Genomic DNA, 12,378 nt, shown 5'->3' with positions numbered 1-12,378 from the left:
GGTTTCAGCAACCTGCTTCTTTTCCTTTGCGCTTCTTGCTCTCTGGACAAGGATCTGTTGCTTATCTTTCACTTCCTTGAGCTTGTCAGCAATCTGGGTGAGCTGGCTGCTCTGACTGGCAAGAATGGTCTGCAGGTTTGTTTCAAGCTCTTCGATTCGCTTGATTCTTGCTTTTGCATTATTCTTTTCGATCAAGGCTTCACGGGCGAGGTCTTCCCTGCCATTGGTGATAGCCAGCTTGGCACGGTCATCCCAACGAAGAAGCGACTTCTCCAACTCTGCCTTCTCACGCTCCAGGCTTACCTGTTCAGCTTTTCTTGCTGCCATTGAAGAACGAGCCTTGCTCTGGGTTTCCTCAAGTTCTGTGATCATCAAATTGATCATCTTTGCCGGATCTTCGAGTTTATCCAAAGCACTGTTTACGTGGGAATTGAAGATATCGGCGATTCTCTTGAACATCTGCATCATTGTCTCCTTTCGCCACTAGGTGGCTGTTGTTTGCGTTTGTTTGTACGTAGACTACTATGCATAAGGCGTGCCAACTTTGATAATATGGGAATTATCCATTGAAAATCATCGCATATTCGGTGTCTTGCCACCATGTTTGGTAAATTATGCCAACTCCTATGGCCAATACTACCATCCTCATTGGCTTGTAAGGGGTACTAAGAGCGTGTAGACTGCATCCATGAGTACCTTGTATATGGTGGCGACACCCATTGGAAACCTAGATGATATTACCTACAGGGCAGTTGAGACGCTTAAAGGCGTTGAGGTGATTGCCTGTGAGGACACCCGGCATACACAGCAGCTGTTGACCCATTGGGGGATCAGCAAGCGCCTGATCGCCTGTCATGCACACAATGAGATCAACTCGGCAAAAGGCATCGTAGGCTTGTTGGAAGAAGGCAAGGACGTTGCCTTTGTCAGTGATGCAGGCACCCCGGGTATCAGTGACCCGGGAGCGCGTGTGGTCAGTGCGGTACGCCAGGCTGGATTCCCTGTTGTTCCTATTCCTGGTGTTTCTGCACAATCAGCGCTTGTCAGTGTGGCAGGGTATGTAGGCAAAACGTTCACGTTCGAAGGATTCCTCAGCCCGAAGAAGGGACGAAGAAAGAAACGTCTGGAAGAGCTGCTCAGCCGGGATGAGGCGTTCATCATCTATGAGTCGCCCTTCAGAATTCTCAAGACACTTGCCGAGTTGGCTGAACTGGATGGGGAGCGCCAGATTGTATTGGGGAGGGAAATGACCAAGAAGTTTGAAGAGTTCTTACAGGGAAATGCCTCCCAGGTGATGGAAGTACTTGGTGCAAAACCTTCGATCAAGGGAGAGTTTGCCTTGTTGGTTGCGCCCTCCCAGGCACAGGATCGTGATGATCACACTGAAGAAGCTTAGAAGCCTGAAAAGCCGGACTTGTGTAAGAAAATGCGCAAGCCTGTTTCATCAGTTGTCCCAGGAGCAGGAGATGGATACCTCATATCTGTATGGACTGCTCAAGCTCTCTGAAGAGCAGCAGTTTTCTGAGGTATTGGATGAAGAACAAAGAAAGCAGTTGCGTTCGCTGATAAGAAGAGTCCCCTTGGTCCAAGGAAGAGATCTGGCAATCCTTCTCGAGGATATCCACTATTTTCTCCTTGGAGTTTTGGGAAGTGACCCCTCCGATTGGGACCTTACCGATGATCAGGGGGAGCTTGATGCATCAGCTCGCCTTATCCTCCCCCATATACTGGTGCTCGACCGCATTCGCTCTCCTTATAATATAGGATCCATATTCCGTAGTGCAGACTCCTTTGGAGTGCAGAAGATCTATTTGATCGAAGGGTGTGCAAGACTCGACCACCCCCGTACGATAAAAACCAGCAGGGGATGTATCGATACAGTGGACCATGAGGTCCTGCCTGAGGACGTAGTATTGCAGCGGATACAATCACTTCCCCTCTTTGCTTTGGAGACAGGTGGTAAGGAACTCTCCCAGTTTCCCTTTCCAAGAGAAGGGGTAGGGATTATCGGTGGGGAAGAGCTGGGTGTCAGTCCCTCCTTGCTGAAAGCAAGTGAAGCCTCCCTTGGCCGGTTGACCCTCCCGATGGGGGGAACCAAGGGTTCCCTGAATGTAGCGGTAGCCACAGGGATTATGCTCTGTAGTTGGTATATGAGCGCTAGTGATCTGTAACATTGAAATCTTTACTTTTCTTGGGCCTATCGAACTGATGGACTTCGTTCGTGTCAGCTCAGATATCTCGATATCTTCGCTTCCTTGGCCTTGTTCTCCGTCCGATCCGCTCCAAGCTCAGTTACAAGTTTATGCTGTTTCAGATCACTAACCCCGGTTGGATGTAACTGCTACATACATTCGTTTCAGCTTATCTTCAATATCGAAATTGAAATTACCTGCACTCCAGTTGCCCTTTGCATTGCGAACACCGACACTTCTTCCGGTGAGTATCTGCATCGCTTCATCTATGGTACTGACCGGATATATGAAGAATTGCTTCTCCTTGATGGCGTTCAGTACCTCATAAGGAAGGATGAGGTTGCGTACATTCTGCTTTGGAATGATGACTCCCTGTTTTCCGGTGAGCCCTGTTGCCAAACAAGTACGGAAGAATCCCTCAATCTTTTCGTTGATACCACCGACGGGTTGGATCAATCCCATTTGATTGACCGACCCGGTCACTGCGATATCCTGGCGTACAGGCAGTTCCCCAATTGCAGAGAGCAGGGCAAGCAGTTCACTGGAGGAGGCACTGTCTCCATCAACCTCTGCATAGGATTGCTCAAAGGCAATACCGGCGTAAATGGAGAGTGGGAAGGTGCGGGCATAATGCTTGCGCAGGTATCCTTCCAGGATCAGGAGACCCTTGTCATGTATCTCTCCACTGAGTCCGGCTTCATGTTCAATATTAACAATGCCTTCATTTCCTGGGCTGGCAGTGCAGGATATAACCGTAGGGGTTCCAAAGGAAGCACTGCCACGATCCATGACAGCCAAGCCGTTGACTACCCCGACTTTTGTGCCGGAGAGGCTGATAATCATATCACCGCTGAGGATCTCTTCATTGATCTTGCTTTCGCTGATGCCATTGATGTATCCCCGCTCCTCATTTACACGGAGAATGAGTTCTCCATCGATGGATGCCTGGTTATGGTGCTTCGCCCACCAGTGAGCTTCCTCAATGACATCATACAGGGATGAAAAGTGCGTTGTCAGATGGGTACGGGACTCCACATACCAACAAGAGTAGCGGAGCAACTGCCCAAAGGCGCTATCTTCAAGGGGGAGCAAGTGATGGCTCTTTGCATAAGCATCCAAGGCCCAGATGCTTTGTGCGATTGCTTCCTTGGAGAGGTCCATCGAATAATCAAATTGTGCGCAGATCTTGAAGAGCGTCAGGAATCGCTCATCCTCATCAGAGAGCATGTCATATACCTCTTCGCTACCGATGAGAATGACCTTGATCGGGAGAGGAACCACCTGGGGCCTGATCATCTTGCTTTTCAACTCTCCCTTGGTTACAAGCCCTGCTTCATAAGCCAAGGCGTTTGCATCGAGATAGCGTTTGAGTGATTCCCATAGGCCACTCTCTCCAAGGAGTTTTTCTGCTTCTATGACGATAAACCCACCTGCTGCCTCAAGCAGAGATCCTGCATGGAGACTGAGATGGGGTATTTTCTCATCTGAGTCCACTGAACCAAAAAGGTTGTCGAAGGTAGGGTAGGACTCAATGATCAGGGGACGTTGTCTTGTCTGTGCGTGATTGACAAGCAGGTTGGCTTGGTACTTCCGTGCTATCGGGTCACTCTTGAGCATCTCTGCATCGAGGTGTTGGATATGGATAGCTTCTCGGGCAAGGTCAGCCTTGAGATGGGCAAAGTAGGAGGAGAGTTGCCGATTGTCGGGGAACTGTTGCTCCAGTTGGTCCACAAGACGCTCTGCTTTCTCGAGAAAGTGGTCGCTGTCTTGGGTAAGGTTGAGCAGTTCCTGATTGAATGCACTGCATGCATCACAGAAGCGTTCTCCTTCCCCTGGGCGGAATGTGAGGGCAGAGGGGCTGTCTGGCTGTTTGAAATTACACACATAGACAATGTCCCTGATGGCATCGATATTGTTTCTCTGGTGCTCGGCACAGTAACGTACCGCCTCATGTCTCCCGCTCGTGGCCTCTCCGCTTACAAAGATGTTGTATCCACATTTCTGCAGACTGAGCCCAATCTCCAGGCTGCGAAGAGCCCTTGGCTGGCCAACGATATGTTCTCTGCTGCCCAAAGCTCGGCATTCACTGATAAGCAAGGGATCAAAATCGAAGGAAGCTTCTTCATAGGTGAGCGGATGAACCCGCTTTTTGGTATCGGTCATGAAGGAACTATAGGTGGTGGAACAAAAGGTGTCAACTCTATATACTAGGCTCATGAAACGAAGCAAACTTGTTACCTATCTTGATACATATTTGGGACTTGGGTCTTTTGAGGGTTTGGATCGATCCCTCAATGGATTGGTCGTAGGGGGACCGGAGAAAGAGGTTCGTAAGGTTGCCTTCGCGGTTGATGCCTGCCAAGCTACCTTTGAGAAAGCCATATCAGAGGGTGCCGATCTGCTTATCGTGCACCATGGACTCTACTGGGGAACCCCTCTGCCAATTACCGGGGCACACCATATGCGCATCAGTACATTGCTGAAAGGGAATTTGGACCTGTATGCGGCTCATCTTCCCCTCGATGCACACCCGAAGGTGGGAAACAATGTGGTCATGGCTGAAAAGCTGGGCTTGCAGGATATTGAGCCTTTTGCCCCTTATAAAGGGGCCATGCTTGGGTTCAAGGGAGCATTCAAAGAGGGTAAAGACCCCAAGTGGATTGCTGAACAGCTTGGTTTTGAGAATCCAGTGGTGCTTCCATTCGGTAAGGATTCCATTACAACGGTGGGTATTGTCAGTGGAGGGGCAAGCAGTGATGTCTATGCAGCGCTCAGTGATGGACTGGACTGTTTTATCACCGGGGAAGTGGAACATCAAATCTACCACGATGCACAGGAATCTGGTATCACGGTCATTGGTGGAGGACACTACCAAACGGAAATTTTCGGGGTGCAGGCCCTCTCAGAACATATAAGGGATACGTTCGACCTTGAGGTTTGTTTTATTGCCAACCCCACTGGCTTATAGTATAGTCAACACCATGGCAAAGAAAGATACCAGCAGATTTATCCCGCTCATGCTCACCGTTCTTATTATTATTTCGGACCAGCTCAGCAAGGCATGGGTGGTTGCCACCATCCCAGAGAACACAATAGGTTTTCGCTATCTTGGTGATTTCCTTGCAATTGTACATGTACGCAATACTGCTATTGCTTTCAGTATGGGGGATGGGCTCCCTGTCGCTGTAAAGTTGCTGTTCTTCATCATTGTGCCAGTGATTTTGGTTATAGCGGTATGTGTAGTATACTTTTCACGGAAGATTCATCTTTCCGTTTTTCAGAGGTGGGTGCTTGCGCTCTTCCTGGGAGGCGGAACGGGGAATTTGATCGACCGAATTTTTAGGGGTTTTCGGGTAGTGGATTTCATCAGCGTAAAGGTCTATGGATTCCTTGGGTTTGAGCGATGGCCAACCTGGAACATTGCTGACGCTTCACTGGTTGTCAGTGGAATCCTCCTTGCCGCTAGTCTGCTCCTTGAAAACTCTGAAACGAAGGAAGATAACAATGTCTAAGAAAATGAACACCGTTTGGTTTATGTTGGCGGCAACCGTACTGAACATTGTACTGATGATGGTTCTTTTCATCATCTGCTTTGTACTCATCACCCGTTTTGTCGACCCGAACAGCTCCCTCATTCCCCTCTGGTTGGGTCTTACCTTCCTGGTAAGTATCGGAGGGAGTTTCTGGGTGTACTCCCGAATCATCAAGTGGATGAACAACAAGTTCAATCTGGAGGATAACCTCAGCCCACTTTTCAATAGAAAGAGAAAGCCAAAGCGCAGAGAGGACTGAGACCATGAACCAGTCCCTCTCCACGTTCTCAAGAATATCTTGGTACCCATTCAGTGATGAACCGGTCATCAGGAGCCGATGGTATATGCCGAGGCTCTGTGACCCCTTTTTCTTGTTTCCAGAAGAAAGCCCTGATGGGAAATGGCATCTTTTTGGCCATACCTGGGTGGGAATTGAACACTTCATCAGTGAGAATGGGATCAGCTGGGAACCAAGGAAGATGGTTGCCCTACGGGGGCACTCTCCCTCAATATATCAAGAGAATGGGGTGTATTACCTTATCTACGAAAAACATAATGCTTCCTTACCGAACCTGAAGAAGGGAAGGCTGAAACGAAGAGAGCAAGAGAAAGTACGGTATAGCCGATTTGAAATGTGCTCCTCTACCGACTTGATTCTTTTCAGCGAGCCAAAGATCATCCTGGATAGCCGGGATATTCCTTTTTCCTCAGATGGATTAAAGAAGCCGAGGGTCTCACGGCCGCAGATCATCAAGAATGGGGCGGGGTATAGGCTGTACTTTGGAGCTTCCCATCTTTTGCTTCCTGATACCAAACAAAAGACAAGTCGACATTTTGCGCTTGCAATCTCCTCAACCATTGAGGGGCCGTATGCTCTTGCGAACGAGGGAGAACCACTGCTCTCCCCGGACCCTGATGATCCCTATCGGAGCATGGCGGTAGGAAGCATCAAGGTATTCCGTGCAGAAGACGGATATATCGGCTTTGAGTGTGCAATGTATTGGGACAAGAAGCAGGCAAAGACGGCTTCGGTGCTGATGCAACTGGAAAGCAACGATGGGGTGTCTTTCAGACCGTCCTATCGCTCACCGCTTCTGGTCCCTCCCCAGATGGGTTGGGCCAGCCGATACATAGTCAGCTGTGATGTACACTTTAAGAAGGAAGAGGCCTGCTGGTATTGCTACTACAGTGCCAATTCCAAGCATGGCTATTATCCTGTCAGGGAGTCCATCGGTTTGCTCTTGGGCAAGGACCCTTCCTTGCGGAAGGTCTTTATCTAAGATCTTCCCGCCTCTTCCACCTTGTGGAACCAGCCCAAACCACGGTCTCACTCCCATCTTCCTCTTTTCTGATGATCCTATGGTGCAAGAGGGGGGTATCCTTCTGCAATGCATCAGGGTCCTTGCTCTCGGTGTATACAACAACAGCATCCTCTAGAAAGGTCTGCCGAAGATACGATACGTCCACTTCCGTGGCCTTGCAGCGGTTTCGGAAGTCAGAGGGAAGGCTCTCCAAGGCCCAAGTGAGATAGGATATGTTGTTTACATGCAGATTTCGGTCAGTATCAAGATAGGTTATCTTGGGGGTATGGACAGCCAATCGATGAAGAGGCTCATCTTCCCCATGACGATTGTTCTCAAGACGCATATCCACTGAGTGTTCTGTATCCTCAGATGGGGGAAGGCCGATGCGTAGGGACATGTCCTTGGGCCTGCACGGTCTGCCTCGTTCCAGATCAAGGATTGCCCAGAAGGTCTTGGCAATGAACAGCAGCTTTCCCTCAGCATCGAATGCCCTGACAACACGGGGAAGATGCAGCCTGATCGGTTCCTGTGCCCAGGTCTCCACCTTCAAGACTTCGGGCCAACGAGTATAGCGGAACACTTCCATCTGGCTGCGGGTAATCACCCAGGTCTTGCCCTCTTTATGCATTTCAGGAATCGAGCACCCCCTGCTTGCTGCATGGGTCCCTGCTGCTTCCTGTACAACCTGGAAATAGAAGGCAAGACGAGCATCAGTGAAACAATCGGTCTCATAGCTGTACGTGGCGAAGGTGCTGTGTGCCACATTTCGTTCATCAATCGTAATCAGTTCATCATACATCTGCTAGGTCCTTGTCTTTGGTGTTTCGATAGAAGCGTAGGGTACTTCTTCCATATTTACGCTCATCATAACAGACCAAGGAACCTATCGTCTCTGGCCACTGTTTCTTCTCTTCGGATGGGTAGTGAATGATGAACAATCCTCCTGGGGTAAGGAGCTTCTGCTTATCAACAGCCTTTGCCAGGTCAACCTTGCCCTGCATGGGGAAAGGAGGATCTGCATATACAATGTCATACTGCATTTTGGCGGTCGGAATGAAACGTCGTACATCTGCCATGAATAGCTTGATCTCGCTCTCTACCATGCTGATGTTATCCATGATGGTGGCCTTTTTTTGTCGGTCTTTCTCGACCAAGTGTACCAGTCTTGCCCCCCGGCTTGCTGCCTCGATTCCGACGCAACCACTTCCGGTGAATAAATCCAGCCAAGTTTTCCCTTCCAGACTTCCCAGGATGGAGAAGAGAGATTCTCTCATCATATCCATGGCTGGTCTGATGACCCCTGGTGGACATGCGACTGTCCTTCCCCGATACATTCCTCCGGTAATTCTCATATTCTGTGCCTCATGGGACTGATGATAGGTAATTGTGGTGAAATGTGCAAGTTACGCCTCACTTCCTTCAGCGCTGAAGGGAGGAGCATGGATAAGCACTTCCCTGATCACCGTGAGAGAGGGGGCCAAGAACCCTGGGTCGGAGGCAAGTATCTGGTCAGCTTCCTCTCTTGCAATCTCGATAAGGGGGAGGTCCTCCGTCAGGGATGCGTAGGAGAGCTTAAGGTAGCCGGACTGTTTGGTTCCTGTCAGTTCCCCGGGGCCCCTGATCAAGAGGTCTTGCTCTGCTATGTAGAAGCCATCGTTCGACTCCTTCATTACCTTGAGCCGTTGTTTTGCTTCATCGGTCAACTCATTGGAGAAAACCAGAAAACAGTAGGATTGCAACTGGGAACGGCCAACCCTTCCCCTGAGCTGGTGAAGGGCAGAGAGCCCAAATCGCTCGGCATGTTCAATGATCATGCAGGTTGCATTGGGTATGTCGATTCCGACCTCAACAACACTGGTGGAGACAAGATACCCAAGCTTTCCGGCTTGGTAGTCCTTGAGTATGGTGACTTTCTCTTCCTCGTCCAGTTTGCTGTGGATTAGGGCTGAGGGAACATCGGGGTACGCTTGCTTGAGGAAATCATACATGGAAATGACGTCCCTCAGGTCACTCTGCCCACTGTCGTCAATTCTCGGGTAAACGAAATATGCCTGATGGCCACGTTTGAACTCGACCCCTACCGATGCATACATCCTCCTCCTGCTCTGTTCATTGACCAGATGGGTGATCACCGGCTTTCTTCCTGGTGGCATGGTTCTCAAGGTGGAAACATTGAGATTCCCGAATACAGTAAGGGAAAGGGTACGGGGAATAGGGGTGGCTGTCATCAGCAATACGTCAGGAACCGTGCCTTTCTGGGTCAATGCAAGTCGCTGTTCCACCCCGAATCGGTGCTGCTCATCGATGATTACATAGGCCAGGTTCTTGAAACTGACCTCGGCAGAGAAGAGCGCATGGGTTCCGATGATGATATCTACCTCTCCTTCTGCAATTGCCTTGAGCAGTAGTCGCCTTTCCTTGCTCTTTACAGAACCGGTGAGGAAGGCCAGCCGGATACCCATCTCTCCAAGCAGGCTTGCTGCTGACTCTGCATGCTGACGAGCCAACAACTCTGTGGGAGCCATAAAGGCTACCTGCGCTCCGCGGGAGAGTACATGCAGGGCACTGATCCAGGCTATGAGGGTCTTTCCACTTCCCACATCACCTTGGAGTAGCCGGTTCATCGGCAGCTCCCCATCAAGATCTTCCCTGATCTCCTTCAAGCTGGTCATCTGGTCTTTGGTGAGACTGAAGGGAAGTTTCTCCATGAAGTGCAGTTCAAGTTTGGTAGGGATGCCCTGGCCTTGGTTTACGAGTCGTTGTTGCAGGCCCTTGTGTCGGCGTGCAATCAACTGGAAGTAGAAGAGTTCAGTCAATGCGAGGGTTCTTCGTGCTTGCTTCAGAAGTTCAATTGTTGGTGGGAAGTGATAGCTACGAATAGCCTCGTCAGTGGAGAGCAGTTGGTATTTCTCTATCAATGTTTCGGGCAATTCCTCTTGGAAGTGGTGTATGCTTCTCAGAATTTCCTGTACATTCTTTCTGATCAGACGTTGGCTCAATGATCCTCTTAGTGGATAAATGGGAAGAATCTTGCCGAACTGCGCTGGAAAGTCCCCATCCTCGGTGGCTGGGTAGAGTTCGAACTGGGAGCACTGCAGCTCTCCATGATGCCAGCTTACATTCCCATAGAGGTAGTAGATTCTTCCGATCCTGATGGTCTTTTCCAGGAAGTTACGGCCAAAACAGAGCAAGCTCAAGCGACCATCACCTTGGCCGGAGACATCACGTACAATGATTTTAAGGGTCCGCTTCTTGCCGCTTCTCATCCCAAAGTACGAGTGAGAGAGTACTTCCACCAGGGTGTTTGCCATCTGGTTGTCCTGGATGCCTCCCAAGGGTTGGATACGGCTTCTGTCTTCCCATGTCCTTGGAGAGAACAACAAGAGATCACTGAAGGTGGTAATGCCCAGTTCAGCATATGAGGTCTTTGCAGCAGGGCCCACCCCACTCAAGGTGGTGATGGGCTGATGCAGGTTCCTCAAATACTCCATGGCTTAGAAGGAGAGATTCCCAAAGAAGTTCACAAGGAACCTGATTGCAAAGGATGCAGCAATATTAAGAACAATGAAGAAAACCAGGGCTGTGGTAACAAGCTGACGGTCGTTGATCGTGCGTTTTGGGTAGAACAATCTCTGGACCCAGTTCAGGACACCACCGATCAGGGAGTCCAGCATTGTGATGTAGCTGATGGTTTTTGCGCTGCGTTTGTAGCAGAAAAAGAGCCGAAAGCCCAAGAGGATGATCAAGAACCAGAAAACAGGACTGAGTAGATACGACCAGAGTGTCTGGATGATCAACGCAACAACCATGCCGATGGTAATGGTTCCATATGCCCCATAGAAGCGGAGCATTGACTGCACTACAGATAGGACTGCCAAGGCAACCAGTGGGGTAAGGTCGATATGACTGCGCCTAAGGCTGGATATCCCCCTAAACCATGAGAGATAGGGGTCAACTACCTTTCCTATGTAGTAGGCAAGCGGGTTTTCCTGTGTCTGTCCAGGTACCCTGATCCAGGTAAGGATGATCCTGAGCCAGATCAGCAAGGAGTAGAATGAGAGCAAGCTTGCAACAATCGAGGCAATGCTCATCAAGACATTTCCCCCGCCTGCTGCAGCCATGCCGCTTTCATAATAGGTTTGGTTCATCGCATTCCTCCACCTTAGTAAGATACCGAACTTTTTAGCGTTAGTCGAACCAAATATGCAAGATAGCAGGATTTTCCTTTGTTGCTTCTACCAATTCATCACAATAGCGCACACTGAACTCTCTTCCACAGGCAACACTGAGGGGAGACTCTTGTCCCTCCTCCTTGAAGTGGAGCAGGAGAGAACAGGACCCGCCATAGGAGAGACAGAGGTCCCTGAGCTGTGTGATGTGTTCATTGTTGCAGAAGGATTTTTCCAGTTCAATATGGCATCTGCTTACCGCCACTGGAGCAAGCTGGTTTGGGTCAACGAGAATCTGCTCGATAAGATAGGAGATCTTGTCATTGCCTCGGGAGTTATCGAACTTTCCTACAAACCCATAGATTCCATCCACCTTGAGAATATCCCGATACTGTTCATAGGTCTTTGGGAAGAGCGTTGCATCGAAGGTTGCATTCTTGTCGGTGAGCTGCAAGAATCCCATAACGCTGCCCTTTTGGGTGGTGAAAGGCCTGATTCCTGTGACCATGGCTATGATGTTGACCGGACGACCAAAGGGGACCTGTTCCAGTTTTGCGGTATTGACAGTCACCCGCTGTGCAATTGCCTGGTTGAATGCATCCAGTGGGTGTCCAGAGATATAGAACCCGAGCAGTCCTTTTTCCATTTCCAATTTTTCAGGTAAGTTCCAGTCAGGTACCTCACGCATGGAAAAGGTCTCCATGGCAGCCTCTGTCTCCTCATCAAAGAGCGAGATCTGCCCGAATGCAGTTGCTTCTTTTCGTTTCTGTACATAGGTGATGGCATCACTGAGATTCTCAAGCAGGGTGGGGCGATTGGTCCCCAGTGTGTCGAATGCCCCTGCCTTGATCAGTGACTCCAAAAGCTTGGTATTCATCGCCTTGGTATCCAGGCGGGTAAGGAAGTCAAGCAAGTCCTTGTAAGGCCCGTTTTCTTCCCTCTCCTTTACAATGAGTTCTACGATCCCCTCGCCAACATTCTTGATACCTGCAAGTCCATAGACAATCTTTCCATCAACGACAGAGAAATGTTTGTCCGAGTAGTTGATCGATGGAGGTAGGATATCCAGCCCATTGTCTTTTGCAACTTGCAAGTACTCACTGAACTTATCTGGACTTCCCATCTCATTGGTGAGGTTGGCAGCCCAGAATTCAGCAGGGTAGTTTGCTTTCAGGTATGC

At 49.7% G+C, this 12,378-nt stretch carries 13 protein-coding genes; 6 read left to right on the top strand and 7 right to left on the bottom strand.

The features are described from left to right. Nucleotides 1-465, bottom strand: a 465-nt coding sequence (locus tag JF818_RS09650) for a PspA/IM30 family protein (RefSeq protein WP_198891803.1), incomplete at its 3' end; no start/stop codon positions are given. Nucleotides 466-688: 223 nt separating this feature from the next. Between JF818_RS09650 and rsmI the strand changes: the two genes are divergently transcribed. After that, a complete protein-coding gene (gene rsmI, locus JF818_RS09645) occupies nt 689-1,396 on the top strand; it encodes a 16S rRNA (cytidine(1402)-2'-O)-methyltransferase (RefSeq protein ID WP_198891802.1) in 708 nt (235 codons plus the stop codon). 70 nt (nt 1,397-1,466) lie between these two features. Continuing rightward, nucleotides 1,467-2,171 (top strand): TrmH family RNA methyltransferase, encoded by a 705-nt coding sequence (locus JF818_RS09640; RefSeq protein WP_233067151.1) that lies wholly within the window; start codon nt 1,467-1,469, stop codon nt 2,169-2,171. 147 nt (nt 2,172-2,318) lie between these two features. Here the strand turns inward: JF818_RS09640 and JF818_RS09635 are convergent, their stop codons facing one another. Beyond that, nucleotides 2,319-4,355 (bottom strand): AAA family ATPase, encoded by a 2,037-nt coding sequence (locus tag JF818_RS09635; protein WP_198891800.1) that lies wholly within the window; start codon nt 4,353-4,355, stop codon nt 2,319-2,321. A 52-nt stretch (nt 4,356-4,407) separates the two neighbouring features. Between JF818_RS09635 and JF818_RS09630 the strand changes: the two genes are divergently transcribed. The 4 genes from JF818_RS09630 to JF818_RS09615 are packed head-to-tail and all read left to right on the top strand — an operon-like array spanning nt 4,408 to nt 7,005. Next, nucleotides 4,408-5,160 (top strand): Nif3-like dinuclear metal center hexameric protein, encoded by a 753-nt coding sequence (locus JF818_RS09630; protein ID WP_198891799.1) that lies wholly within the window; start codon nt 4,408-4,410, stop codon nt 5,158-5,160. 13 nt (nt 5,161-5,173) lie between these two features. Next, on the top strand, nt 5,174-5,704 hold the full coding sequence (gene lspA / locus JF818_RS09625; RefSeq protein ID WP_198891798.1) for a signal peptidase II: 531 nt from the start codon (nt 5,174-5,176) through the stop codon (nt 5,702-5,704). Continuing rightward, complete coding sequence (locus JF818_RS09620) at nt 5,697-5,984, top strand: leader peptide processing enzyme (RefSeq protein WP_198891797.1); 288 nt, start codon at nt 5,697-5,699, stop codon at nt 5,982-5,984. Before lspA ends, JF818_RS09620 begins: the two co-directional genes overlap by 8 nt. A 4-nt stretch (nt 5,985-5,988) precedes the next feature. Further along, the gene (locus JF818_RS09615) at nt 5,989-7,005 is read left to right on the top strand and encodes a hypothetical protein (RefSeq protein WP_198891796.1); all 1,017 of its coding nucleotides are present in this window, start codon (nt 5,989-5,991) and stop codon (nt 7,003-7,005) included. On the opposite strand, the gene JF818_RS09610 is transcribed toward JF818_RS09615, so the two are convergent. The 5 genes from JF818_RS09610 to JF818_RS09590 form a co-directional block, all read right to left on the bottom strand. Further along, the gene (locus JF818_RS09610) at nt 6,998-7,828 is read right to left on the bottom strand and encodes an acyl-[acyl-carrier-protein] thioesterase (RefSeq protein ID WP_198891795.1); all 831 of its coding nucleotides are present in this window, start codon (nt 7,826-7,828) and stop codon (nt 6,998-7,000) included. The genes JF818_RS09615 and JF818_RS09610 overlap by 8 nt on opposite strands. Beyond that, nucleotides 7,821-8,381 (bottom strand): 16S rRNA (guanine(966)-N(2))-methyltransferase RsmD, encoded by a 561-nt coding sequence (gene rsmD / locus JF818_RS09605; protein ID WP_198891794.1) that lies wholly within the window; start codon nt 8,379-8,381, stop codon nt 7,821-7,823. The genes JF818_RS09610 and rsmD overlap by 8 nt, the downstream gene beginning before the upstream one ends. A 51-nt stretch (nt 8,382-8,432) precedes the next feature. Next, complete coding sequence (recG, locus tag JF818_RS09600; protein WP_198891793.1) at nt 8,433-10,520, bottom strand: ATP-dependent DNA helicase RecG; 2,088 nt, start codon at nt 10,518-10,520, stop codon at nt 8,433-8,435. Nucleotides 10,521-10,523: 3 nt separating this feature from the next. Then, a complete protein-coding gene (locus JF818_RS09595; RefSeq protein ID WP_198891792.1) occupies nt 10,524-11,177 on the bottom strand; it encodes a YggT family protein in 654 nt (217 codons plus the stop codon). A gap of 40 nt (nt 11,178-11,217) precedes the next feature. Continuing rightward, nucleotides 11,218-12,378 (bottom strand): OB-fold nucleic acid binding domain-containing protein (locus tag JF818_RS09590; protein ID WP_370570322.1); only part of this gene is annotated, 1,161 nt, incomplete at its 5' end.

Source organism: Sphaerochaeta sp. S2, assembly GCF_016406725.1.
Lineage (GTDB): Bacteria > Spirochaetota > Spirochaetia > Sphaerochaetales > Sphaerochaetaceae > Sphaerochaeta.
Note: the sequence above shows the minus strand (reverse complement) of the source record. Positions and strands in the feature narration are given on the sequence as shown.

Coding starts and splice junctions, on each gene's coding strand:
- recG (WP_198891793.1), bottom strand. CDS start 10,520: ATGGAGTATTTGAGGAACCTGCATCAGCCCATCACCACCTTGAGTGGG.
- JF818_RS09620 (WP_198891797.1), top strand. CDS start 5,697: ATGTCTAAGAAAATGAACACCGTTTGGTTTATGTTGGCGGCAACCGTA.
- rsmD (WP_198891794.1), bottom strand. CDS start 8,381: ATGAGAATTACCGGAGGAATGTATCGGGGAAGGACAGTCGCATGTCCA.
- JF818_RS09635 (WP_198891800.1), bottom strand. CDS start 4,355: ATGACCGATACCAAAAAGCGGGTTCATCCGCTCACCTATGAAGAAGCT.
- JF818_RS09615 (WP_198891796.1), top strand. CDS start 5,989: ATGAACCAGTCCCTCTCCACGTTCTCAAGAATATCTTGGTACCCATTC.
- lspA (WP_198891798.1), top strand. CDS start 5,174: ATGGCAAAGAAAGATACCAGCAGATTTATCCCGCTCATGCTCACCGTT.
- JF818_RS09595 (WP_198891792.1), bottom strand. CDS start 11,177: ATGAACCAAACCTATTATGAAAGCGGCATGGCTGCAGCAGGCGGGGGA.
- rsmI (WP_198891802.1), top strand. CDS start 689: ATGAGTACCTTGTATATGGTGGCGACACCCATTGGAAACCTAGATGAT.
- JF818_RS09630 (WP_198891799.1), top strand. CDS start 4,408: ATGAAACGAAGCAAACTTGTTACCTATCTTGATACATATTTGGGACTT.
- JF818_RS09640 (WP_233067151.1), top strand. CDS start 1,467: ATGGATACCTCATATCTGTATGGACTGCTCAAGCTCTCTGAAGAGCAG.
- JF818_RS09610 (WP_198891795.1), bottom strand. CDS start 7,828: ATGTATGATGAACTGATTACGATTGATGAACGAAATGTGGCACACAGC.